Source organism: Dysgonomonas sp. ZJ279 (assembly GCF_011039205.1).
In the GTDB taxonomy this organism is placed as follows: Bacteria; Bacteroidota; Bacteroidia; order Bacteroidales; family Dysgonomonadaceae; genus Dysgonomonas.
In genome coordinates, this window is sequence record NZ_JAAKEL010000025.1 from 15,873 (window position 1) to 40,668 (window position 24,796).

17 protein-coding genes are annotated in these 24,796 nt (G+C 38.3%); 9 read left to right on the forward strand and 8 right to left on the reverse strand.

Annotated elements, in window-relative coordinates; translation table 11 throughout:
• The first annotated feature begins 79 nt into the window (after positions 1–79).
• Positions 80–982, forward strand: a complete 903-nt coding sequence (locus G7Y57_RS16020) for a LysR family transcriptional regulator (protein ID WP_165026464.1) — start codon at positions 80–82, stop codon at positions 980–982.
• A 70-nt stretch (positions 983–1,052) separates the two neighbouring features.
• Positions 1,053–1,763 (forward strand): class I SAM-dependent methyltransferase, encoded by a 711-nt coding sequence (locus G7Y57_RS16025; protein WP_165026467.1) that lies wholly within the window; start codon positions 1,053–1,055, stop codon positions 1,761–1,763.
• A gap of 74 nt (positions 1,764–1,837) precedes the next feature.
• Here G7Y57_RS16025 and G7Y57_RS16030 read toward each other — a convergent pair whose 3' ends face one another.
• Together G7Y57_RS16030 and galA are read right to left on the reverse strand one after the other, a co-directional pair.
• Positions 1,838–4,261, reverse strand: coding sequence for a glycosyl hydrolase family 95 catalytic domain-containing protein (locus tag G7Y57_RS16030; RefSeq protein WP_165026470.1), 2,424 nt, complete (start codon positions 4,259–4,261; stop codon positions 1,838–1,840).
• Positions 4,262–4,287: 26 nt separating this feature from the next.
• Positions 4,288–7,107: a beta-galactosidase GalA gene (galA, locus tag G7Y57_RS16035; RefSeq protein WP_255491488.1), complete on the reverse strand. Its 2,820-nt coding sequence runs from the start codon at positions 7,105–7,107 to the stop codon at positions 4,288–4,290.
• 271 nt (positions 7,108–7,378) lie between these two features.
• Here galA and G7Y57_RS16040 point away from each other — a divergent pair, with 271 nt between their 5' ends.
• Positions 7,379–9,313, forward strand: a complete 1,935-nt coding sequence (locus G7Y57_RS16040; protein WP_255491489.1) for a heavy metal translocating P-type ATPase — start codon at positions 7,379–7,381, stop codon at positions 9,311–9,313.
• A 243-nt stretch (positions 9,314–9,556) separates the two neighbouring features.
• Here the strand turns inward: G7Y57_RS16040 and G7Y57_RS18065 are convergent, their stop codons facing one another.
• The gene (locus G7Y57_RS18065) at positions 9,557–9,682 is read right to left on the reverse strand and encodes a hypothetical protein (RefSeq protein WP_255491490.1); all 126 of its coding nucleotides are present in this window, start codon (positions 9,680–9,682) and stop codon (positions 9,557–9,559) included.
• Between the two features lie 181 nt (positions 9,683–9,863).
• Here G7Y57_RS18065 and G7Y57_RS16045 point away from each other — a divergent pair, with 181 nt between their 5' ends.
• The 6 genes from G7Y57_RS16045 to G7Y57_RS16070 all read left to right on the forward strand — a co-directional run bounded on the left by G7Y57_RS16045 (position 9,864) and on the right by G7Y57_RS16070 (position 20,236).
• Positions 9,864–10,793 carry a hypothetical protein gene (locus G7Y57_RS16045; protein ID WP_165026473.1) on the forward strand — a complete coding sequence of 310 codons (930 nt, stop codon included), beginning with the start codon at positions 9,864–9,866 and terminating at the stop codon, positions 10,791–10,793.
• 95 nt (positions 10,794–10,888) lie between these two features.
• Positions 10,889–14,077, forward strand: a complete 3,189-nt coding sequence (locus G7Y57_RS16050; protein ID WP_165026476.1) for a SusC/RagA family TonB-linked outer membrane protein — start codon at positions 10,889–10,891, stop codon at positions 14,075–14,077.
• Positions 14,078–14,089: 12 nt separating this feature from the next.
• On the forward strand, positions 14,090–15,571 hold the full coding sequence (locus tag G7Y57_RS16055) for a RagB/SusD family nutrient uptake outer membrane protein (RefSeq protein ID WP_165026479.1): 1,482 nt from the start codon (positions 14,090–14,092) through the stop codon (positions 15,569–15,571).
• Positions 15,572–15,575: 4 nt separating this feature from the next.
• A complete protein-coding gene (locus G7Y57_RS16060; RefSeq protein WP_165026482.1) occupies positions 15,576–16,580 on the forward strand; it encodes a TlpA disulfide reductase family protein in 1,005 nt (334 codons plus the stop codon).
• Between the two features lie 346 nt (positions 16,581–16,926).
• Positions 16,927–18,384, forward strand: a complete 1,458-nt coding sequence (locus G7Y57_RS16065) for an amidohydrolase (protein WP_165026487.1) — start codon at positions 16,927–16,929, stop codon at positions 18,382–18,384.
• 202 nt (positions 18,385–18,586) lie between these two features.
• On the forward strand, positions 18,587–20,236 hold the full coding sequence (locus tag G7Y57_RS16070) for an amino acid permease (protein WP_165026492.1): 1,650 nt from the start codon (positions 18,587–18,589) through the stop codon (positions 20,234–20,236).
• 83 nt (positions 20,237–20,319) lie between these two features.
• Here G7Y57_RS16070 and G7Y57_RS16075 read toward each other — a convergent pair whose 3' ends face one another.
• The 5 genes from G7Y57_RS16075 to G7Y57_RS18195 form a co-directional block, all read right to left on the reverse strand.
• The gene (locus G7Y57_RS16075) at positions 20,320–20,928 is read right to left on the reverse strand and encodes a nitroreductase family protein (protein ID WP_165026498.1); all 609 of its coding nucleotides are present in this window, start codon (positions 20,926–20,928) and stop codon (positions 20,320–20,322) included.
• Positions 20,929–20,983: 55 nt separating this feature from the next.
• The gene (locus G7Y57_RS16080) at positions 20,984–22,420 is read right to left on the reverse strand and encodes a DUF5723 family protein (protein ID WP_165026501.1); all 1,437 of its coding nucleotides are present in this window, start codon (positions 22,418–22,420) and stop codon (positions 20,984–20,986) included.
• A gap of 20 nt (positions 22,421–22,440) precedes the next feature.
• On the reverse strand, positions 22,441–23,037 hold the full coding sequence (locus G7Y57_RS16085) for a hypothetical protein (RefSeq protein ID WP_165026505.1): 597 nt from the start codon (positions 23,035–23,037) through the stop codon (positions 22,441–22,443).
• Positions 23,038–23,474: 437 nt separating this feature from the next.
• Positions 23,475–24,467, reverse strand: a complete 993-nt coding sequence (locus G7Y57_RS16090; RefSeq protein WP_165026510.1) for an NADP-dependent oxidoreductase — start codon at positions 24,465–24,467, stop codon at positions 23,475–23,477.
• Between the two features lie 177 nt (positions 24,468–24,644).
• Positions 24,645–24,791, reverse strand: a complete 147-nt coding sequence (locus G7Y57_RS18195) for a helix-turn-helix domain-containing protein (RefSeq protein WP_221412144.1) — start codon at positions 24,789–24,791, stop codon at positions 24,645–24,647.
• Positions 24,792–24,796: the final 5 nt, after the last annotated feature.

Sequence of the window (24,796 nt, forward strand, 5' to 3'; positions counted from 1 at the left end):
CAAAATTAACGGTTTATATTTGATAAATAAAATAATATAAATCATATATTTGTATCATAATAATTATAAGTATGTTTTTATGATAAATCTAGAATGGTTCAGAACTTTCAAAACAATATACGAAACAGGGTCTTTAACGTCTGCTGCAAACAAACTTTATATATCTCAACCGGGAGTCAGTCTTCATCTGAATTCGTTAGAAGCGCATGTAGGAAACAAGCTTTTCGATAGAGGTACACGTAAAATGCTGCCAACCGAGCATGGTAAAATGTTATATAATTCGGTTGTGGACGAAATAAAAAAACTGGAAACTATCGAGAGGCATTTTTCTCGTAATTGCCATGCTAATAAAACCGGAATAAGTATAGGAATGTGTTTCGAGACATTTCAGTTTGTTCTCGAGCCTTATATAAGTAAGCTGCCTTTTAATCTTATTTCCAAATTTGGCGATTATTTCGATATGTTGAATGATCTTGACAAAGGGCTTCTCGACTTTGTTATTACACCACAAAAGGATGATGCACTGAATATTTTATTTACACCCTTTTCAAAAGAACGTATTATTGTGATTGCAGGCTCTGAAAACGATGTGTCTGAGTTTAGTGATATACTTATATCTAATGGAAAGGATTGTGAGGATTGGCTTAATAAGCAGCAGTGGTTTGGCACTACAGGCGATATGGAACATCTGCGAAACTTCTGGGTGCAGAACTTCAATAAAAGACCTGATTTTAAACCGAACTTTATAGTGCCTAATATGAGTTCTATTATTCGATGTATCTCCGGTCGCGAAGGCTTTGCTGTTGTGCCTGATTTCCTGTGCAGAAAACAAATTGAAAACGGTGATATTCAAATTGTATGGGAGGGTAATAAGCCATTGGAGAATACTTTATATTTTGCACAGAGAAAGAAGACTATTTATACCGAGGAGCTAAAGGTGTTGCAAGATATTTTTACGAAAGAGTTAAAGAACGGAATTTGATAAATATTTTGCTAATAAAGCAGCATTTAGACACTTTATATACAATTATAATTAGGTATCTTTGCAGTATATGGACAACAAATCTACGATAGAAGACATAAGGAAGAGGTTCGACAAAGATGTTGAGAGATTCTCCAATCTCGAAACCGGGCAAGTTTCGACTATTGATGCAAATATTTCACTCGAATTAATTACAGAATCGGCAAAAAGGCTAAGGCCTCAGGCCGAAAATCTTTTAGATGTCGGGTGTGGTGCCGGAAACTACACACTAAAGATGCTTTCTAAATTGCCCGATCTAAATTGTACACTTTTAGATTTAAGTCTGCCTATGTTGGAAAAGGCACAAGAAAGAGTTTCGGCTGAAACAAAAGGTACTGTTGAAATCGTTCAGGGTGACCTTCGTAAAGTTGAATTGCCTGTCAAACACTATGATATTATTCTTGCAGGAGCAGTTTTGCATCATCTTAGGGACGAATCGGATTGGCTTTTTACGTTTTCGAAACTACACCGTTTGTTGAAACCGGGAGGATGTTTGATGATCTCTGATCTTATAGTTCAGGATTCTGATGTTTTGACAGCTTATATATGGGAAAAATATAGTGATTACTTAATCGAAGTTGCCGGAGAGGAATACAAGAATAAAGTTTTAGAATATATCGAGATAGAGGATTCGCCTCGCTCTTTGAATTTCCAACTTGATCTGATGAAGAATACAGGCTTTAGGAAAGTTGAGGTTTTACATAAGAATCTTTGTTTTGCTGCGTATGGTGGTATAAAATAATAGAACGGGAATTTGCAATATTATAAAAAAAGGAGGTAATTAATTACCTCCTTTTCCTTTTTTGTTATGCCGATTTAAATAAATTGAATTCTTACAATCTCATCCTTTTCTACAGGAATTACTATAAATTCATCGTTGGTATTTACCAATTCTGTTTTCCCTTTTTTTGTTATTTCAGTTTTGGAGATGCCAGCAGGTATTTTTATTTTAAATTCACTTTTCGAATGAGCTTTTATATTCATTTTGTTTGGTTTTGAATCAGTCCAATCCAGATCGATCTCTCCATTTCCGCGCACACATAATCCTGAGAAATTTCCATCTTTCCAACCTTTTGGTAAAGCCGGTAGTAGCTCAATATAACCCTGATGGCTTTGCACAAGCATCTCTGCAATACCTGCTGTACCACCAAAATTTCCATCGATCTGGAAGGGTGGGTGGGCACAAAACAGATTATCATACGTTCCACTTGAACTATTCATCGATATTGAATTACTCTGAGTTGGACTCAATAGCTTTTGCAGAGAAACGAATGCTCTTTCGCCATTGCCCAACCGTGCCCAGAAATTCATCCTCCATGCCAAAGACCACCCTGTGCCATCCTCGCCTCTGCCGTTTATAGTTGCTCGCGCAGCATTTTGAAGTTCGGGTGTAGATGAATTTATCTCATCACCGGGATAGAGTCCCCAAAGATGCGAAATATGACGATGTTTAGGTTCTACTTCCTTATATTCTTCGAGCCACTCCAGTAATCGCCCGTCTTTTCCGATTTGGTTAGGAGGGAGTAAAACAATTGCATCTTTCAGCTTTTTGCGAAGCTTCTCATCTTTGTTGAGCTCAGTGGAAGCCTCTATCGTCTTAGAAAATAAGTATCTCACTATCTGGTTATCCATAGTTGGGCCCATACATACATGCGCCTGCTGTCCGGTTGGCATTATGAAAGCATTTTCGGGAGAACTGGATGGTGCTGTTACGAGCCATCCATGAGAGGGTTCTTTGATCATTGTGCTGAGATAGAATTCAGCAGAGCCTTTGATGATTGGATATAATTTCTTCAAATACTCTTTGTCTTTTGTATATTCGTAATGATTCCAAAGCATTTGGCATAGCCATGCCGATCCCGAATTAAAAGAACCCCATGTATACTCTTCACCGGGAGATGTATATCCCCATATATTTGTAATAACATGTGCTACCCAACCGTCACCTGAGTAATAGGCTTTTGCTGTTTTTTCGCCGGAGGGCACAATGCTTTTCACCAAGTCGAAAAATGGTCCGTTTAAAGCCCCCAGATTAGTCACATTAAGAGGAAAGTGGTTCATTTGGATATTGATGTTCAAATGATAATCACCGTTCCATGGTGTATTTATTTCGTTAGCCCATAGTCCTTGCAGATTAGGGGGTAAAAGCCCTGGTCTTGTGCTCGAAATCATGAGGTACCTGCCGTATTGAAAATAAAGAGAAATTAATCCATTATCATTTGGACTGGTAGCAAATGCCTCTAATCGTTTATCGGTCGGCAGATCATATTTGTCTATACCCCCTATATTGATGTCTGCTCTACCGAATAATGTCTGGAAGTTTTTAGTATGTTCTATCTTTTCTCTATTATAGTCTACTTTTTGGGCAATCTCTAACTTTTTCTGCGAAGATTCCAAATAGGACGGGTTTTTATAATCAGTAGCAATGGAAATATAGATTGTTGCTTCATCGGCATTTTCTACTTGCAACGATTTATCTTTCGCTATTACTCTGCCCCCTTTAGGTTTAATCTCAAGGCGGGTGATATATTTCATTCCATTTCCATCGATACCATTGTTTAGCTGTCCCGACATTTGTAATTGATTGTCTTCAGTCTTTACTGCGAAATTTTCGGGGCGGTCGAGAGATGCCGAGAAATTAATTTTATTTTTGCCGTTAGCCGTATAATGTATAATAATTACATCATTATCGAAGCTGGCGAGATATTCGCGGGTATATTTGGTATTATCAATCGAGAATTCTGTTTTGGCAATCGCATCATCCAATACCAAATCTCTATAATAGTTTTGCACTTGTATTTTAGATGAATCAATTCCGTAATTATAGTCGATCAACAAATCTCCCACTAACTGAAAAGAGCCATAAGGAACATTAGCCCCATTGCCCAAGCCCGATCCTTTTCCAAGACAAATAAAGTTTTTGCCCATCACTTCTTGCGCTGATATATTTTTGCCTTCCAATAGTAGCTTTTGTATTGTAGGCAGATGTTTAAACGCCTCCGGATTATCAGCATTCTGAGGGCTGCCCGACCATAAGGTGATATCGTTCAATACAATCTTTTCGTGCGAAACACCTCCATCAGGCATTGCACCTAAGCGACCATTGCCTAATGGTACACATGCTTCCCACCGTGATGCCGGCTTGTCGTACCATAGTTTGTATGGCTTCTCTTTGGCCGTTGCAGATAAACAAAAACACGATAGAATGAAGCAGGTTAGTATATTTGAGTATATTTTCATTACGATATATTTTATAGTTATAAGCTTTAATCAGAAACAGTCACCATACCACCAAGACCGACTTTATCTCCTTTCGAGGCTTCAATAATAATATTTAAAGTCTGTTTTTGCGATTTTGGTTTAAAAGGTATATTTAGATCTTTACTTTCATCCTCGTTTTTTGTAGCGATCAATTCACTATCGAGCCAGATTTGCGCTTTACCTGTTAGCTTTTTAATTACAATATTTCCTTCTTTACCCTGTTGATTTGAATAAGGAATGAAATTTGTACGATACATTATGTACCCATTATCTTTCATCTCGGTAAGTTGGCCGGGTCTGATTGCCTCCCAACTATTCATGTCATTATCTGCTATTTCAATGGTTGCATCGGGTTTAGATAGAAATACCGGTGAGGCTAACCACTTGTCAAGAACTAAATCAGGAAATACTGTTGCAACAGATGGTATCTGCTCCGATTTATTCACTTTTATCTTTATAGTAAAGGGTTTTACATTCGAGAATTTTGCTGTTAAGATTATTTCTCCCGAAGAATTTTCATCACTTTGTATAATGACTTGTGCCAAGCCATTGAATAAACTCCGTTTTGTACCTTTCTCGGATTCATGAGAATTCGGGTTTCCGTTTCCTAATCCGATAATTCTTCCTGGTCCACTTATTTCGAACTCAATTGGAATATTAGCTGTCGGCACATGTCTGCCTTTTGTATCTAATACCTCTACTGTAATAGGCATTGCGTCACGACCATCTCCATTTAGGGCGCTTCTATCTGCTATTAAATTTAATTGCGAGGGATTTCCTGTTGTTTCCACTTTGGTCCTCGATACTTCTTTTCCTTGCTTATATCCGATAGCCTCGAGTTTTCCTCCTGCATAGGGAACCAGCCATGTATTCATCTCATATTTGTCAGCGATCTGTTCTCCGATCGTTTTTCCGTTCAGTAAGAGTTTCACTTTGTCGGCATTGCTTAATACCATGACTTTAATTTCTTTACCAATACTGTCGACAGGCCAGTTCCAATGAGGTACTAAATGAATAATAGGGCGGTCTTGTATCCATTGTGCCTGATGCAGGTAAAATGCCATTTTAGGAAAACCGCACAAATCCATAATTCCAAAATTAGAACTTGCAGTGGGCCAAGTATAAGGAGTTGGTTCTCCCCTGTAATCGAATCCTGTCCAAATAAAACATCCTGCCAGCCAAGGGCGTTCATTTATATCTTTCCAGCTTTTTCGATGTGTTGTTCCCCAACTAGGATGTTGGGTATCGTACGAATCAAGAAGGCGTTTGTCGGCATCAGTAACATATTCGCCGCGTACCATCGTACCGGATACATCTTCCGAACTTGTAAGGCACATATCCGGGTTTGCTTTTCGGAAGTCATCGTATGCCCATTCCTGATAGTTGAATCCTACAACATCGACTGCCTGAGATACATTGATAGGAGCAAAAAGTCCGCCATTCATTGCAGCCGTCACAGGGCGTGTATTATCGAGTTTTTTCACTTCTGCAGTCATTTTACGAACCATTTCGTAGCCGACCTCTGTTCCTTGCATCGGTTCTTCGTTGAACACAGACCACATTATCACACTTGGGTGATTGCGATCTCTGCGAATTAGCCATTGTAGCTGTGAAATATATTCGGGTGAAGAGTTGAAGAGGCGGTTTTCGTCCATTACCATTATGCCTATGCTATCGCAAGCTTCCAAAAATTCTCTGGCAGGAGGATTGTGCGCACATCGATAGGCGTTTACACCCATCTCTTTAAGTTTGCGCAAACGAAATTCCCATATCGATGAAGGAACAGCCACACCAACTCCGGCATGATCCTGATGATTACATACACCTTTAATCTTCATCGGTTTATCGTTGAGATAGAAACCGGTGTCTTTGTCAAATCGCATGGTACGAAATCCACAAGAGGTAATTGTCTCATCTATAACTATTCCGTTTTGTTTTACTTTGGCATACACTTTATACAAAGTAGGTTCATCTGTCGACCATAACATCGGATTAGAAACAGGAAGGTTCAATTTGGCTATAGCCTGACCGAAAACTTCTACTTGGGTCGTAGTTTGATTTTTGCAAATAAGGTTCCCTTTTTTATCAAGTAAACCAACTTCAACTTCTATCTCCGAATCTTCTTTTCCTGAATTTGCTAATGTTATTTCCGTCGGTATTTCCCAGGTTCCATCAGCTTTTTTTATTGGATTAGCATATAGCCCATCAGTAATTATGTGAACCGGAGATCTTTTAACCAGCCATGTGTGGCGATAAATGCCTGCTCCCTCATACCACCATCCTTCTTGTGCTTCTGCATCGACTCGTATTGCAATATTATTTATTTCATCCCCATATTTTATCAATGGGGTTATATCAACATAAAAAGAAGTATAGCCACACCAGTTACGATGTATAACAGTGCCATTTACCCATACGGTACAATGAGTTGCGATACCGTCAAATTGGAGTTCTATATTTTTACCCCTATCGGAAGTATCTACTTTGAAATATCGGCGATACCATCCGAATCCACGTTTTCTATATCCTTGTGATAAGTTTTCTGTAGAGTCGAAGGGCATTTCTACTGCCCAATCATGCGGAAGATTTAATGTTCTCCACTCTTTATCATCGAAAGTGGGAGATGCTGCGCCCGATGCTCTTGCGGCTTTTGCATTATTGTAACTATTGTTATGCCCCTTAATAACGGGGAAAGGTATATCACCCAAATGAAATTTCCAGCCATTATCTAGTGAAAGGCGTTCTGCTTTTGTACTTGAAGGTTGTTGGCTATAGCTGTTTATCATACAGCTAAGGAAGAGAACGAGTAATGTAATTTTTTTCATGCAACTTATTTGAATTATTGGGTCTATCGAAGACCAATAGGCTTACTATTTATTATTTGAAGATTGATTTATTATCGAATCTATTTGAAAGACAATTGATTTTTCAAGGAATGGTTTTTTGATTATCTGATTCAGATAAAAGGTTAAACATTTATTTTCATGAGCTAGTCAGGTATTGATGTAAAGATAATATAATATTTTATTATCGGTACTTAATGTTTGCAACTAAGTTGCAAACTGTAATCCTTACCTTTGTACTAATTAATTAAATATGAGAAAAATGATACATGCAGAAGAACAAGAATCAAACTGTTGCGGATGTAGTCAGAACGATGGTTCGGAACGAACATGGAGGATATATGCTCCTGCCGTGTTGAGCTTTATATTATTACTTATAGGTATTGCTTTTGATAATTATATACAGAATAATTTCTTTACAGGTTATATCCGACTGATATGGTATCTCGTTGCCTATATTCCGGTTGGATTTCCCGTTATAAAAGAAGCTGTGAAAGCAATTATGCAGAAGGACTTCTTTAATGAGTTTTCGTTGATGAGTATTGCTACCCTGGGGGCTTTCTCTATTGGCGAATATCCCGAGGGGGTTGCTGTAATGCTCTTTTATAGCATTGGTGAATTATTTCAGGAATCGGCAGTCAATAAAGCAAAGAACAATATCAAAGCATTATTGGATATTCGACCCGATTCAGCTTCTGTTTTGCGCGATGGTCGTTATAAAACTGTATCGCCCGAAAGTGTGGCTATTGGTGAAACGATTCAAGTAAAGGTCGGAGAAAAAGTGCCTTTGGACGGAGTTTTATTGTCGGCTCAAAGTACCTTTAATACATCAGCCTTGACAGGCGAAAGTAGGCCTAAAACAATCAGAGAAGCGGAGAACGTTTTAGCGGGTATGGTAAATTTAGATAATGTAATTGAAGTAAAAGTTGGAAAAGAATATTCAGATAGCTCTTTAGCCAAAATTCTCGAAATGGTTCAGGATGCTACATCAAGAAAAGCCAAGACAGAACTGCTGATAAGAAGATTCGCTAAAATATATACTCCGATTGTGTTTCTTTTAGCTTTGCTGATTACTATTGTACCTTACTTCTTAGTCGATGATTATTCGTTTAAAGATTGGTTGTACCGTGCTTTGGTTTTTCTTGTTATTTCATGCCCTTGTGCCTTGGTCATTTCTATACCATTAGGATATTTTGGTGGGATAGGAGCAGCGTCGCGAAACGGCATCTTGTTTAAAGGTGCAAACTATTTAGACCTTATGACAAAAGTGAATACAGTGGTGATGGACAAAACGGGCACACTCACCAAAGGAGTGTTTAAAGTGCAGAATATAGTTTGTCTAGACTATGATGAACGAGCCTTTATGGGTATTGTTGCAGCTTTGGAAAGTCACTCTAATCATCCAATCGCAAAAGCCATTGGCGAATATAGAGGAAAATCAGAGAGAAAGCATGTAGTAGCAAATGTGAAAGAGATTTCCGGCTATGGACTTCAAGGGGAGGTAGATTCTAAAAATGTTTTAGCCGGCAATTCTAAATTGCTGCAAAAATACAATATCGATTATGATAGAAATATTGACACTCTTGTCGAAACGGTTGTAGTGATTGCCATCGATAATAAATATAGCGGATATATTACTGTTGCCGATGAGGAGAAAGAAGATGCTGCTTTAGCTATCAGCGAGATGTATAAAAACGGTATTAAACAGACTGTGATTCTAAGCGGTGACAATATGTCTATAACACAACAGCTGGCCGAAAGGCTAGGCATCAAAGCAGCTTATGGCGATTTATTACCCGAGGATAAAGTAGGGTATATTGAAAATCTGAAAGCAGATAAATCGAATGTTATAGCCTTTGTTGGTGATGGCATTAACGATGCTCCGTCTCTAGCGCTTAGCGATATAGGAATAGCTATGGGAGGTATGGGGAGCGATGCTGCTATCGAAGTAGCGGATGTCATCATTCAGACAGATCAACCTTCTAAGATTGTAACCGCGATAAAGATTGCAAAGTATACAAAGCAGATTGTTGTTCAGAATATTATTCTTGCTTTTGTGGTGAAAGCTTTGGTCTTAATACTTGGGGCGGGCGGACTTGCTACAATGTGGGAAGCTGTGTTTGCAGATGTTGGCGTAGCACTGCTTGCTATATTAAATGCGGTACGAATTTTAAATAAGAAGTTTTAAGTTTCCTAGTTTTATATATGGCGTTTATGTGAATAAAAAGGGCTTGGTTCTTAATGGGAGAATCAGGCCTTTTTATCATAATACCTTACTTATGGGATAAAAATACCATGGATATGGTATTTCTCATGCTTTTAAAGATCAATAACTTTGTACAACAAAAATAAACAGTTGGCAGAATTAATCTAAAAGAAAAATGTTTATGAAAATCCTATTCAAAACTCCCGAACGATTGCGGCCTTCTTCTCAGAAGATATTTGCCGCTTTTAAGAGACGCGAAGTTTCCAGTTCTACTATTCCTTCCACAACTACTCCTTCCCCTTTCTGTACTATCCTTTCTCCCTTTTCTATGCGAATGTGCTGCTGTCGCATGTACTAATCTATTTACATTTCCCGATTACATTCAAATTATTCTTTCATAGTAAAGAGTAGTGACCTTTTAGTATTTCAAATATAGCAGAATAGTTAAGCTATATTGTATTTAAGCAATTGAATAATTAGTCTTTGACTCCAAAATACCTGTACCGGATATATTTATTTTATAATAGAAAAGATGAAAAAGTTAAGATTTATACCCCTATCCATATTACTGTCTTTTGTTTTATCCATATCAGCTCAAGAAAAGCAAAATGATGTTATTTATATTAAAGCCAGTAAATTCACTACCCCATTAATCCAAAAATGGATTGAAGGATATTCGAAAGAAAACAATCATGTGAAATTGGCATTAGCCGATAAGGAAACTAAAGCCGAAGATATCGATCTCGAATTTGTTACCACCGAATTGTCGAACGATGATTTGCATGGGAATCAACAAGTCGTTTATGTCGGTCGTTATGCCCTTTTGCCTATCACTACCCCACAAAATGCTCTGATCAGCGAATCGGGTGATAATAGATTCTCCAAAAAAGATATAGAACAACTATTCTTCGAGAAAGATCTCTTGGATGAAGCAAATAAAAGAGCAAAAGAGAAATACAATGTAACCGTTTATTCCGGCAATAATAAAACATCGGTGTCTCTACTTTTTGCAGAGTATTTCGGATACAAGACTACTAATCTGAAAGGGAAAAAAGTATCGGGTGACGACCTTTTTTTATTGAATGCCATCCAAAAGGATAACACAGGAATTACATTTAATACATTGAATTATATCTACGATGTTAAGACCCGCCACCTGAAAGAAAACATTGTATTACTGCCATTGGATATTAAGAAGGAATACCGACAAGCATTAGACGCTGCTGATATAGATCAGGTACTGTCTTTACTCGAAAATGAGTCGATAGACCTTATCCCAGTTCAGAATATCGGTTTTGTATATAACACCGAAAATAGTCTTGCACTTAATGGTTTCTTGAAATGGGTATTATCAGAAGGACAGCAACTCAACCATGACTATGGTTTTCTGAATCCCGATAAAAAGACACTTGTGTCTCAAACAAAAAAAGTTGAAGACAAACTCCTAACTCTCACCAAATAATAACCTGCTGATAAATCCCAATAAAAAAGAGTAAGTGCTCCCATACCAATTTGCCGTCGGAGAAAGGAGCACTTGATCTAAACATAATTTAGAATATGACAAATATATTGAATTTTTTCAGGAACAATCTGTTGTTCCTGCCGGAGAAGAAACATGTTTATGTTTTTTTAGGACTCTTTCTTTTTTCTTCATTTAGTTTGTATAGCCAGACCTCGATACGAGGTAAGGTGATCGATGAAAGAACAAATACACCTGTGGCAGGAGCGACCGTTGCTCTTAAGTCTACCACCGATGGTATATTGACAGGCTTGGATGGCGAATTTGTATTCACAACAAACAGGCAGCTTCCTGTTACATTGTCAATTAATCTTATCGGTTACAGAACTCAGGAGATTGATGTATATGATGCCGAAGAACCTATTATAGTAACAATTTCCGAGAATCTGAATATTCTCGATGAAATTGTAGTAGTCGGTTATGGTACAGCCCGCAAATCTACTTATACAGGTTCCATAGCTGTGGTCGGAAGCAAAGATTTAGCAAAATTCCAGATAACGAATGTAACTAATGCCTTGCAGGGTACAGTTCCCGGACTTCAATCTATATCGTCTGCCGGACAGCCGGGTAGCGATGCCACTATCTTTCTGAGAGGTGTGGGTTCGGTAAATGCGTCGAGTAATCCGCTATATGTTGTAGATGGAGTACCTTTTTCGGGGAGTATTAGCTCCATTGCAGCAAACGATATTCAGTCTATTTCCGTATTGAAAGATGCCACAGCGAGTGCCCTATACGGCTCGCGTGGTGCTAACGGTGTAATTATTATCACAACAAAACAAGGAACATTAAAATCGAAACCTGTGGTTTCTCTCTCAACACTTATCGGATTTACATCACGTGCGGTTAAAGATTATAAAACTTTATCTACTAACAACTATTTCGAACTGCAATGGGAAGCCATTCGTAATAATCAGCTCGATCAAGGCAGATCGGGTGCTGAGGCGGCAGCTTATGCTTCGGGCGAAGTGGCAAATGCGTTGAAGATTAACCCCTATGGAACTAATTTCCCTAACCCTGTTGGAGCAGATGGCAAAATTGTAGCCGGAGCAACCCCTTTGTGGGATGATAGTTGGGGTGAATCCCTATCTCGTACAGGAGTGCGTCAGCAAATAGACCTTAGTATAAATGGCGGAGGTGATAATTCAAAATATTTTTTCTCCGGAGGATACATTAAAGAAAAAGGCTTTATAATAGGCTCGGATTTTGAGCGTTTCAATGCACGTACCAATATTACGTCGAATGTAAACAAATGGTTAGAAACAGGCTTTGGTCTGGCAGCATCTACAAGTAGTCAAAGTTCTCCTCCCCAGACAGACAGCAATCAAGGTAACTATGCAAACTTCCAGCGTTTGGTCGCAGATATATACCCTGTATTCGAACGCAATGCGGATGGTTCTTATGTACTGGATGCAGATGGTAATAAGGTGTATGATTTTGGTAATTATCGTCCGAGTTCTGCTGCAACAGGAAATAATCTGATAGGCTCTTCTAAATATAATACATATGATAATAAGCAGGATATAGTTTCATTCCGCGCCAGTGCTGTAATTACGTTCCTTGATGGGTTAAAATTGAGAAACAGTGCAAATGCTGATTATAGCAACCGTTCAACTCATTCGTATACAAATCCGGCATATGGTTCCGGTATCAGTAACGGTGGATCGGTAAGTAAAAGTGCAAACAGGTCTATAGGGTATACAGTAAACAGTTTTATCGATTACACCGCTAAATTTAATGAAACTCACTTTTTCAACATCTTAGCTGGTCCCGAAGTTTATAGCTACAATGTTTCTACATTATCGGGAAGCCGTAGCAATTTCGGTTTCTTGGGAAAAGAAGAACCTGCTGCTGCTTCGTTGCTTAATAGCTTTACAGGTATTGCCGACAATTATAAACTATCTAGTTTCCTTGCTAAAGTTGATTACGATTACCTACATCGTTATTATCTATCTGCCAGTTATCGCCGCGATGGATCGTCACGATTCAGTAAAGAGTCGCGTTGGGGTAATTTCTGGTCGGTAGGTGCTTCTTGGAATGCAAAGAAAGAATCATTTCTATCGAATGTAAAATGGCTTGACAACTTAGATTTAAGAGTAAGTTACGGAGCGCAGGGCAACGACAATCTGGGTACTTATTATGCTTATCAGGATTTATATTCTATCTATAATAGTTTAGGACAAGCCGGATTGGTTAGTTCCAGACTACCAACACCCAATTTGAAATGGGAGACTAACTTAAACTTGAATTTCGGTCTCGATTTTGCAGCTTTCAATAACCGACTTATTACCTCTATCGATGTTTTCGAAAGAAAATCACGAGACTTGTTGTTTAGCCGACCATTGGCACCCTCACTGGGATTTGGAGAAATAGATGCCAATATCGGTGCTCTTCGCAACAGAGGTATCGAAGCTCAGATAATAGTAGTGCCTGTCATAAATAAAGATTTGAAATGGGATGTAAACTTCAATATAGCCCATTTCAAAAATAAAATAACAGAACTGCCTCAAAAAGAAATTATATCGGGATCTATCGGTCAATTAGGTTCAACTAAGAAAATGACTGTTGGTGGATCGGTTTACGATTTCTTTATCAGAGAATGGGCAGGAGTAGACCCTGCAAATGGTGATCCGTTGTGGTACAAAAACGAATATGCCACGGATGGCAATGGAAATAAAACTATTACGGGACGTACTACTACAAACGTATATGCTGACGCCGATCAGTATTTTCAAGGAAGTTCTCTGCCCGATGTATATGGAGGTGTGACCAATACCGTGCGATACAAGAATTTTGAATTGTCATTTCTTATTTCGTATAGTATAGGAGGTAAAGTGCTGGATTTGGATGAGGTGATGATTGCCCATACCGGTAATAATCTTGGGCGTACATGGACAGAGGAAGCTCTTAATCGTTGGACTCCCGAAAATACACAGACCAACTATCCTCGTTTGACAACAACTACAACCAACTGGAACTCTATTTCGTCCCGTTTCTTATACGATGCTTCGTACGCACGTTTGAAGAATATAAATTTTGTCTACTCTCTACCTAACTCGATATTATCACAATTGAGATTGAAAGATGTGAGGCTGCGGGTAAATGGAGAGAATCTCTTAACATGGTTCGGTCATAAAGGAATGGATCCGGAGCAATCTGTCGATGGTGTAACATATTACCGATATCCGGCGCAGAAATCATTCTCATTTGGTTTAGATATAACATTTTAAAAAAGAACAGTCATGAAATCGAAAATAATTATATACTTCGCGTTTATCTCTTTATTTACGCTCAATTCTTGTAGTGATGGGTTCTTTGAAACCTCGCCTTCGGACGATCTGACAGGTGATGAAACATACTCGACTGTCTCGAATGTTGATGCTGTTGTAAACGGCACATTACGCTATCTGATGGAAAGTGCCACATCGCAGGATAATCCTGGATATTCGGCCATTGTGCTGACTCAGGAAGTGATGGGCGATGATGCTATCGCAAGGGATGGAGTCTATGGATTCAGGGATTCTTATCCATATCGAGATCCGTATGATAATACCACGCGTAGAGCTTTATTCTTCTGGACGCTACAATACAAAGTGATTGACAATTGTAATAATATTATTGCAAAAGTAGATGCTGCAAAAGGCGAAGAGGATCAGAAAAAATATATAAAAGGACAGGCTTATGCTTTGCGTGCATTTGTGTATCTGAATCTGGTTCGTCAATACCAATTTACGTATGCTAAAGATAAAGCAGCTAAAGCTGTACCTATCTACACAGAACCTACTGTTCCAAGTTCAGTATCTAAATCGAGAGCTTCTGTCGAAGATGTCTATAACCGTGTGATCGATGATCTTACAGAAGCTGAAAAATTATTGACAGGCTTTAAACGTTCGGTAAAGAACCGTCCCGATATAAACGTAGTCAACGGACTGTTTGCCCGCACCTATCTTACTATGGAAAACTGGACTTTGGCCGCTCAATATGCCGCTAAAGCAAGAACGGGATATCCGATTATGCAGGCAGCACAATACCTTCAAGGATTTAACGATGTGAGCAATGTGGAATGGATATGGGGACATCCTCAAACAGCCGATCAGAATTTAGGGGGAGCATCTTATTTTGCCTATCTGGATGTGACACCTAATACAGGGTATCGCAGTATTATGCCCGATCCGTATTTTTATAACTTGTTCGACAAAGAGAACGATATTCGAGCATCACTTTTCGAAGGAGTAACCAATAGTTCAGACCCGTTGTTTCGCTGGTTGAAATATAAGAAATTTGTAAATAAATCCGACAAATCGGCACATATCGTATTAATGCGTTCTTCAGAAATGGCTCTTATCGAAGCGGAGAGCAAAGCTCGCAACCACGATTTAAATAGTGCGGTAACGGCATTGAATGAGATACGTCAGAATAGAAATCTATCAGCATTAACTGCTGCCAGCTTGAATGAAAGCCAATTGATCGAAGAAATTCTACTCGAAAGGCGTCGTGAGCTTTGGGGTGAAGGTTTCCGCTTACAAGATATTCTGCGCCTTCAACGTGCCCCTGTAAGGAACGAATCTACGGAGACATACGATACAGGAAACGGTACAATTGTATTAAGAGGGCATTATGTATGGACTTTTCCTAACAAAACAGAATTGGTTCCCAATAGTCCTTACTATCTTTTCTCAATCCCTGTGACCGAAATTAATAACAATCCGAATTTAAATAATTAATATAATGAGAAAGTATATATTATCAGCAATCGTATTTTCTTTAGCATTAGCATCGTGCGGAGAAAAAACAAAAAGTGGGTTGACAATTAATGGTGTAGTAGAGAACGTTCCTTCGGGAACAGTCTACTTGCAGAAGTTTAATAATAAGATGTATCATGTAATTGATTCTGCAAAAATAGAAAATGGGCAATTCAGTTTTTCTAAAGAGGTAACATTACCCGAGATCTATGCTTTGTCACTAGATACAACTAAAAATTCGTTGCTGTTATTCCTAGATAATAATCCGGTAACAATCAAATTAGATTCATCGTCATATTATCGTAATAGTACAGTAACCGGGTCAGAGTTACAAGATTTGTTCGTTGCATATAAGGCACAAAAAGGCGTTGAAATCTCTGATTTTATCAAGCAAAATCCAAAATCTTTAGTCTCTGCTTATGTTCTGTATCGTGATTTTTCATATAGGTTATCTCCCGAAGAAATCAAATCAAATATCGCTTTGCTCGATTCTTCTCTATGGAATACTCCTTATGTAAAAACGCTTGAAGACCTAACCAAAACACTTGAAATAGTGTCCGTAGGAAAGGCGACTCCTGATTTTACAGCAAATAATACGGAAGGTAATCCCATAAAATTCTCCGATCAATTGGGTAAAGGTTATGTTTTGCTCGATTTCTGGGCATCATGGTGTGGTCCTTGTCGCAGAGAAAATCCAAATCTGGTAAAGGTGTATGATAAATACAAAGATAAAGGCTTCAATATTTTTGCCGTTTCGCTGGATAAGGATAAAAATGGGTGGCTGAAAGCTATTGAGAAAGATAATCTTACATGGACTCATGTTTCCGATCTTTTGTTTTGGGATAGTCAGCCCGCTAAATTATATGGAGTAAGAGCTATACCCGCTAATTTCTTAATTGACAAAGATGGAGTGATCGTTGCCAAAAATCTTAGAGGTGAAGAATTGGATAAAGTATTAAACGAATTTTTGACATCAAAAGAAAAGCTATAATTAATGATCTATTTTCTCTCCGTCATGCTTAGGAACGAAAGTTCGCCATAACTTACTCGAAGATAGAAGCTAAGAGGGGCTTTGCGAAATAATTATGTACAATTAGCTAATCTCTTCATCTCTGTCATCCCGAACTGAAAGGAGGGATCTATTATCCTATAGCAAAGAGAAGTCGAGATCCCTCCTTTCAGTTCGGGATGACAAGAATCCCTTTTTAGATTTTTCCTTTAAGGAGGCTGCGAGGGGTTAATCTATCGGAATGACAGGTTCTTCTAAAAGATTTTATTAGTTATTTTTCTCTTGTATTGAACTCAAATTAAATTACTTAAATATAAATATACTAACGATGAAAAGAATATTATTTATATGTGTCTTGACAATCTTATGTCATAATATATATGCCCAAAAGAAGGATAAAAAGAATCCGTTAAATAATGCTGCCGTTGAATACTTAAACAATTCATTCGCTGTTTATGACAAGTTGCAGAAGACTATATGGGCTAATCCCGAATTAGGATTTTTAGAAACAAACAGCTCGGCTCTTTTGCAAAAACATTTGCAAGAAAACGGCTTTAAAGTAGAGGCAGGAGTGGCTGGTATGCCAACTGCTTTTGTAGCAACCTATGGCTCGGGTAGTCCTGTAATAGCAGTTCTTGCCGAATATGATGCACTTCCCGGATTGTCGCAAGATACAGTTCCATACCGCAAACCATTGATAGAAGGCGGTAGTGGTCATGGTTGCGGACATAATACCTTCGGAGTAGGCGCAGTAGCCGGAGCAATTGCCATCAAACAATGGCTCACTGCAAATAATCATGTGGGAACGATTAAGGTGTACGGAACACCGGCCGAAGAAGGTGGCGGTGGCAAGGTGTATCTTGTTCGTGATGGTTTATTTAATGGAGTAGATGTTGTGCTGGACTGGCATCCGGGTACAGGTAATCAGGTAACAACCGATACAGGCACAGCTATATTGATGGTCGATTATAGTTTCTTCGGAATAGCATCTCATGCAGGAGGTAGCCCCGATAAGGGACGTTCGGCTCTCGATGGTGTCGAATCAATGAACTATATGGTTAATATGCTTCGCGAACATGTTCCCATTTCATCGCGTATTCACTATGTGATAGCAAATGGGGGCGAGGCACCGAATGTTGTACCCGACTATGCAAAGGTATCGTACTACATTCGCAGTCCTAAAAGAGAAATACTGAAAGACCTTGTAGAGTGGGTAGGACAGGCATCAGAAGGTGCGGCTTTAGGTACTCAAACCAAAGTAAAGTCTGAAATTATATCAGGGTTTTACGAAAAATTGAATAACCGTAAACTAGCGGAATTGGTTCAGAAAAATCTTGAAATAGTAGGAGGGGTTCATTACGATGCACGCGAAAGAGCTTTTGCAGAAGAGATTGTAAAAGGTCTTAATAAAGATATTGCCACATTGAAGCAGGCAGAAACAGTAAAACCGCTCGAAAACGAAAAGCCTTCTCTCGGTGGTGGTTCTTCCGATGTGGGCGATGTAAGTTGGGTAGTTCCTACTGTTACGTTCAATACAGCAACGTTTGTTCCGGGCAGTTCGGGTCATAGTTGGCAGAATGTAGCTTCGGGCGGTTCTACTATCGGAACGAAATCACTGATTAATACAGCTAAAGTATTTTCTCTTTCGGCAATTGATCTTTATACCGATCCGCAACTTTTGAAAGATATAAAAGATGAATTTGGAAAGAGGAGAGGAGCTGATTTCGAATATACTCCTTTGTTGGGAGACAGAGCCCCTGCACTAGATTATCGTGTGAAGAAATAAACTGTATAGGGAGTTCATCTTGACTTTTACGCTGTGGTTAAAGGAAAAGTCGAAACAATTTCAGAATATGAATGCTTTGAACTTTATCTATACAGAGTAAGTTATATGATTGAAGGAGATAAAACAGAAGACGGTTACAATTAAAAAAGAGGATGAAAAGTGTCACTTTTGTTACCTTTTAACAATTAATTAAAATAGAAAGATGGGATTATTCTCAACAAAAGCGGTAAGTGTTTTGCAGGCTGAAGCAAACGAAGTCGGTGCACATACATTAAAAAAAGTATTCGGTCCATACCGTTTGATAGCCTTAGGCTTAGGTGCCATTATAGGTGCCGGACTATTTTCGATAACAGGAAATGCTGCTGCCGATTATGCTGGTCCTGCCATTACATTATCGTTTATCATAGCTGCGGCTGGCTGCTGCTTTGCCGGGCTATGCTATGCTGAATTTGCTTCTATGATTCCTGTTGCAGGGAGTGCATATACCTATTCTTATGCAACTATGGGTGAATTTGTTGCTTGGATTATCGGTTGGGATTTGGTTCTTGAATATGCAGTCGCATCGGCTACGGTTAGTATCAGTTGGAGTAGGTATGTAGTCAAATTACTCGAAGGATTCGATGTTTATCTTCCTGTCGAACTCACGGCTTGTCCGTGGGATGGAGGCATAATTAATCTTCCGGCAGCGGTAATAATTATATTGATGAGTTTATTACTAATACGTGGTACAGGTAACAGTTCTCTTGTGAATACAATAATTGTTGCATTGAAAATAGCTGTTGTTCTAGTTTTTATCATTCTAGGATGGAAATTTATCAACACAGATAATTATGTTCCTTTTATACCGGAGAATACAGGTACATTCGGCGAATATGGTTTTAGTGGTATAATCAGAGCGGCAGCGGTCGTATTCTTCGCTTTCATCGGTTTTGATGCCGTAAGTACTGCTGCGCAGGAAACCAAGAATCCGAAACGGAATATGCCGATTGGAATATTAGGCTCTTTAGCTATTTGTACTGTCTTATATGTTCTTTTCGCTCATGTTATGACGGGAGTTACTCCTTATACATCTTTCAAAGGGCACGATGGTATTGCACCCGTTGCGGTAGCGATAGAGAATATGGGTATAATGGGTGCAGACGGAGTTATTCAACCGGCCTATCCTTGGTTGAATAAAGCTATTATACTCGCTATATTGGCAGGTTATTCATCTGTTATTCTTGTTATGTTATTGGGGCAAAGCCGTGTTTTCTATAGTATGAGTAAGGACGGTTTGTTGCCTAAAGTCTTTTCAGGAGTACACAGTAAATTCAAAACACCATACAAGAGTAATGTGCTCTTTCTTATAGTAGTGAGTGTTTTTGTTCTTTTCGTTCCGGCTAGGGTTGCAGGCGAATTAACTAGTATAGGTACACTGTTTGCATTCATAATTGTATGTGCCGGGATATTGATTATGCGAAGAAAAATGCCTGACTTACCCCGAGCTTTTAAAGTGCCATGGGTTCCCCTTATACCTATTCTGGGTATTGCTACATGCTTGTTTATGATGGTGTTTCTACCATTTGATACTTGGATCAGATTGATTATATGGATGCTTCTCGGATTAGATATTTATATTCGTTATGGTCTGAAAAATAGCAAATTACAGCAGCAGGGAAAAGGTGCGACAGATAAAGAAAAACGGACGCTTTATTTAATTACTATTGGTATTGCGGTTCTTCTAGGTAGTGTTGCTTTCATACACCAATTGATCGAAGGTTGGGATAATGGAATAACGTTGTTTGTATTATCGTTATCACTTGCTGTTGTTCATATTGTGGGATACGGAGTTTTGGTTATTAGGAATAGGTAGTAATTGTTTAGTTTATTTTAAAAGGAAAGGGTCGCCAATGTTGACGACCCTTTGTATTTTGTTATTCTAATAAAAGATTGATTTCACCACTTATTATAATGAATCTTCTTCTCATCGTACTTGTCTTTCACGGTCTGTTGACCTTTAGGATAACCAATAGGGATAACTACCAATGGAAGTATATTTGCAGGTAGTTCCGTTGCGTTAATAACTATTTCCATTCTATCGGCATAAGGATATGCTGCCGTCCATACAGCACCCAGATCCAGAGCTTCGGCAGCCAATAATATATTTTCTGTCGCTGCTGAACAATCCAGATACCAATATGAGGAACGTACAGAGTCTCCACATACTACAATAGCCATGGGCACATTAACTAGCATCTTGGCCGTAGGCAATGCGGCTGCCATTTTATCGAGGGTTTCACGATCATCGATCACTAGAAATTCCCACGGGCGGGTGTCTTTTCCTGAGGGAGCTGACATAGCGGCTTTTAGTATAGCATCTATATCTTCTTTGCTTACAGGTCTCTCTTTAATGAAGTCGCGTACACTCTTTCTGTTATATATAACTGAAAGTGCTGCGTCCTTACGTGATACTTCCTCTGATCCTTTATTTTGCGTGCAGGATAACACGCTAATTGTAGCTATTAATACACAGGCTAATTGGCAAATCTTACTTCTATTCTTCATACGTCATTTATTATACTGATTTTTTCAAAGATAAAGAAAGATATCTCAATTTGCATTATCTCTTTCCTCCAAAAGGGACAGATAAGCCTAATTGAAGGCTTAAGGCTCTGCTCGATGTTGGTAGAAATTGGGGCGAAATATGAATTAAAGTGTAGTCGCTGGCTAAGAAAAAGTTAATTCCCCGGGATGGGGCTAAGTGTACGGCTAAGCCGAACGTTTTGAATTGGCTGTGGGCAAAAGAGTAGCTTAAGCTTGTTGCAAGCCATGATTTAGGCATGTAATTTGCAGATAGAGTAAATTCGTTTGTTGTAAAATATTTTCCGAATCGAGTTGAATATAGAAAACCTGTTGTCATTTTATTTTTCCATACTTCATATTCCAGTCCTACAATCATATTTGCTCGCAGTGTTGTTGTATAACCGCTTTCTGTCGCGTCTTCGTGCAGGTTGATCGCTTGTTTTATGTCATCCACTGCATTGTCGAATATATCGGTTATCGATGTGCTTCCATCAGTGTGTATGGTATAATCATTCGGTGATATAGTTACTGCCGTTTGTTGGGAACTTAATTGCACAACATTTTTTTTTGTCCATGAAATAAAACCTATATCGTTTAAGGCATAAGATACTCTTAGACTTCGTAGAAAATTGACAGGCGAATCTTTAAAATCATATACACCCCCTATATCTAAGCCGAGTCCATATCCCGGAATACTAAAACTACCAAAATCGAATCCGTCAAAATTATTTCTATCGGGGTCATAATCGCTTTGCGAGTATCGGGTAGTTATACCGGGACCTGCACCTTTCAATATCACTTGCGATTTGGCAGTCCAGAACTCTCTCCCCGCAGTTATATTTAAGCTTTTAGCATCTAAATCAGCGTAAGAAATCCCAAGAAGAAATTTGGCTCGTGCACCTATTGTGAGACTGTTATTTAGAAATGTACGCGAATTAGTTAAACCTATTTCGGCAAATGCACTTTGAGTAAGACTTATCTTAGAGAGATCGTGTGTGACTGTTTCCGTTTCATTAAATCCTACTTTCAATAGTTCAAATAACGATTTAGGCACATTTGCATCGGCATAAGTTCTTAGCCCAAAATTGAAATTCCAGTACGAATCACCTTTGAACAGCCCTACAGAGAATATATCAAGAGCGGCATTTCCTGTTATATAATTATCATCCTCAATATTGGCTAAAGCTCTGGCTTCAGAAACCTGAGGGTGCATAAATGTAACAAGCTCTCCGTTCAATGGAAATGTCAGATTGCTTAAGTTGAGTGTATTAGTATTGATTTCGGTATGAATATTCGATAGGAACGGCACACCAATATATGATTGATCTGGCCTGAGGGCAGGATTGAGACTAGTCCGTGCATAGGACGTCTTCATGAAATATGAAGAACGGGAAGACTGTGCAAATCCATCTAAAGACAGAACACAGGCTATTATAACAATAGTAAAGCCGCTAATAATATAATGTAATTTCATTCTGTTTGTTGGGCATTATATTAAAGTTCAAGTTGTAAACCTCCGGCAAAAAGAGTTACTTGTCTTAAATAGATATAGTCTTGCCGTGTGAAATTAATTGCTGCGACTCTTATCCCAAATATGAATTGCAAGTCGCGTGCATCCTTCATATATTTCATATATTCGGGTCCTATCCTGATTTCAAAATTCTGATTCATTGCAGATACCAGTCTTTGCGGAGGTATTTTGACAAATTCGTTTCTTGTCTTGTCTGCATTTATGATGTTTAGTATAACCTCTATTTCTAAACCTGACTCCTGAGGCATAACCATTGCATCTACTTTGGCGGAGAACACCACACCGCTCGAACCTTCATAAAAGAATCTCGAAATAGTAGAATTACTGAATAGTCCCCTGACAGTATCGCTTAAAGCAACTCTTGCCCCGATAACTATTTCGGGTGGAATTGATGGCAAGAAGTTTATATGAAATGTGTCCAGACCGCCGAGAGGAACGGGCGGAATATTAAGTTCTATATTAGTATTTAAATTGTCAGAATCGTATTCTTCTTCTACACATGATTGTATAGAAAGCAATAAAATAAATATTCCGACTATATAGTAAATATTCCTTTTCATATATCTGATTCCTTATTCTTTACGATGGGCTGTGTTGATTTTGATATAAAATTACTTATAAATCTCTAATAAATATTGTTTTATAAGCTTTTCTAATAGATGTGACAATTTCATCATCATTTTATTAATAACAATCTCATTTAGTAAATAGTTGTTAATCGTGTTATTCTTTATTTGTATCCTGATAATAGTTTGTGATGAGAAGGTCTTTTTAGATGGAGGTAGAAATACTATATAAAGGGTCAGTTTGTCTTAGTTTATGTATTAAGTAAAAAAGAGGGTATGTCATAAGTAAATTTTCGTACGATTCTGTCATTCTGAACGGAGAGAAGGATCTCTTATGGAAAGCTGGGATTCTTCTCTTCGTTCAGAATGACAAAAGAGTGTAACACTTTTACAGTGTATTTTTATTTATGACACACTCTTTTTTTTATTGTTTATATTTTTACAATCATCTTACCGGTATTAGAGCCATCAAACAGACCAAGGAAGGCTTTTGGCAATTGATCGAAACCTTCTATTGTTGTTTCTGTATATTTTAATTTACCTTCTTTTACCCATTGCACCAATTGTGCAATTCCTTCAGGAAAACGTGTTTGATAATCACTCACAATAAATCCCTTAATTAAAGCACTCGTTTTGAGTATACTTGTTAGGATACGTGGTCCCATCGGAATGGATGTTTCATTATATAATGATATTTGTCCGCAAAGAGCCATACGGGCATACTTATTGAAATGAGCGATTACGGCATCGGTAATATCTCCACCCACATTATCGTAATAGCAGTCTACCCCCGATGGGCAAGCTTTTTCGATGACGGAAAATATATCGGATGTTTTATAATTAATCACCTCATCATATCCGAATTTCTCTTTCAGTAGTTTTGCTTTATCATCAGAGCCTGCTATTCCAATTACTCTGCATCCTTTTATTTTGGCAATTTGTCCCACTATAGTACCTACGGCGCCTGCTGCACCGGATACGACAACAGTTTCCCCCTGTTGAGGATTACATATATCTGTCAGGCCAAAGTAGGCTGTCAGGCCGGGCATACCAACTATTCCTAAATAATAACTTTCAGGAATACTGTCGTCTATTTTTTGGAGTCCATCGGTTTTTTGAATAGAATAAGTTGCCCATGGAAGCATTCCCAATACTTTATCTCCTTTCTTGAATTTCGAACTCTTGCTTTCTTCTACTACTGCAACGACTCCACCTGCTATTGGCTGATTTATTTCGAATGGTGGCGCATACGATTTTGCATCGCTCATCCGTCCTCTCATATAAGGATCGACGGAGATATAAAGCGGTTTTAGTAATACTTCTTCAGCTTGAATAGCTGGTAATTCGATTTCTCTGAATCGGAAATTCTCGTTGGTTGGTAATCCTTGTGGGCGACTAGCTAGTTCTATTTGCTTTACTTTCATTATATCTGTTATTTTATTAATTGTTTATATCAGTTTTAACAAGTAACTAATATCAGATGTTCCGAATTTATCTATTGTTAGCGTTGTACTATCTTGAAATAAAAACAGATGTTAAAATTAATATTGTATTGATCTGTAATTTTTAGAAGAAAGAATACAGACTCTTGTTGACACGGATTATTCTATTCGATGATTTGATTTTAAGAAATCAGTAGGGCTTGTTTTATAGAACTCTTTAAAACATTTTGTAAAATAAGATGCCGATGAAAATCCTGATCTGTATGCAATATCGGATATAGGAACACCTGCCGAAATCATTAGCATAGCAT

Bases quoted from the DNA above. Each gene is read 5' to 3' on its own strand.
- G7Y57_RS16050 (WP_165026476.1), top strand. From the start codon at position 10,889: ATGACAAATATATTGAATTTTTTCAGGAACAATCTGTTGTTCCTGCCG.
- G7Y57_RS16090 (WP_165026510.1), bottom strand. From the start codon at position 24,467: ATGAAAGTAAAGCAAATAGAACTAGCTAGTCGCCCACAAGGATTACCA.
- G7Y57_RS16060 (WP_165026482.1), top strand. From the start codon at position 15,576: ATGAGAAAGTATATATTATCAGCAATCGTATTTTCTTTAGCATTAGCA.
- G7Y57_RS16080 (WP_165026501.1), bottom strand. From the start codon at position 22,420: ATGAAATTACATTATATTATTAGCGGCTTTACTATTGTTATAATAGCC.
- G7Y57_RS16065 (WP_165026487.1), top strand. From the start codon at position 16,927: ATGAAAAGAATATTATTTATATGTGTCTTGACAATCTTATGTCATAAT.
- G7Y57_RS16085 (WP_165026505.1), bottom strand. From the start codon at position 23,037: ATGAAAAGGAATATTTACTATATAGTCGGAATATTTATTTTATTGCTT.
- G7Y57_RS16025 (WP_165026467.1), top strand. From the start codon at position 1,053: ATGGACAACAAATCTACGATAGAAGACATAAGGAAGAGGTTCGACAAA.
- G7Y57_RS16075 (WP_165026498.1), bottom strand. From the start codon at position 20,928: ATGAAGAATAGAAGTAAGATTTGCCAATTAGCCTGTGTATTAATAGCT.
- G7Y57_RS16040 (WP_255491489.1), top strand. From the start codon at position 7,379: ATGAGAAAAATGATACATGCAGAAGAACAAGAATCAAACTGTTGCGGA.
- G7Y57_RS16070 (WP_165026492.1), top strand. From the start codon at position 18,587: ATGGGATTATTCTCAACAAAAGCGGTAAGTGTTTTGCAGGCTGAAGCA.
- G7Y57_RS16055 (WP_165026479.1), top strand. From the start codon at position 14,090: ATGAAATCGAAAATAATTATATACTTCGCGTTTATCTCTTTATTTACG.
- G7Y57_RS18195 (WP_221412144.1), bottom strand. From the start codon at position 24,791: ATGCTAATGATTTCGGCAGGTGTTCCTATATCCGATATTGCATACAGA.
- G7Y57_RS16045 (WP_165026473.1), top strand. From the start codon at position 9,864: ATGAAAAAGTTAAGATTTATACCCCTATCCATATTACTGTCTTTTGTT.
- G7Y57_RS16030 (WP_165026470.1), bottom strand. From the start codon at position 4,261: ATGAAAATATACTCAAATATACTAACCTGCTTCATTCTATCGTGTTTT.
- G7Y57_RS18065 (WP_255491490.1), bottom strand. From the start codon at position 9,682: ATGCGACAGCAGCACATTCGCATAGAAAAGGGAGAAAGGATAGTACAG.
- galA (WP_255491488.1), bottom strand. From the start codon at position 7,107: ATGAAAAAAATTACATTACTCGTTCTCTTCCTTAGCTGTATGATAAAC.
- G7Y57_RS16020 (WP_165026464.1), top strand. From the start codon at position 80: ATGATAAATCTAGAATGGTTCAGAACTTTCAAAACAATATACGAAACA.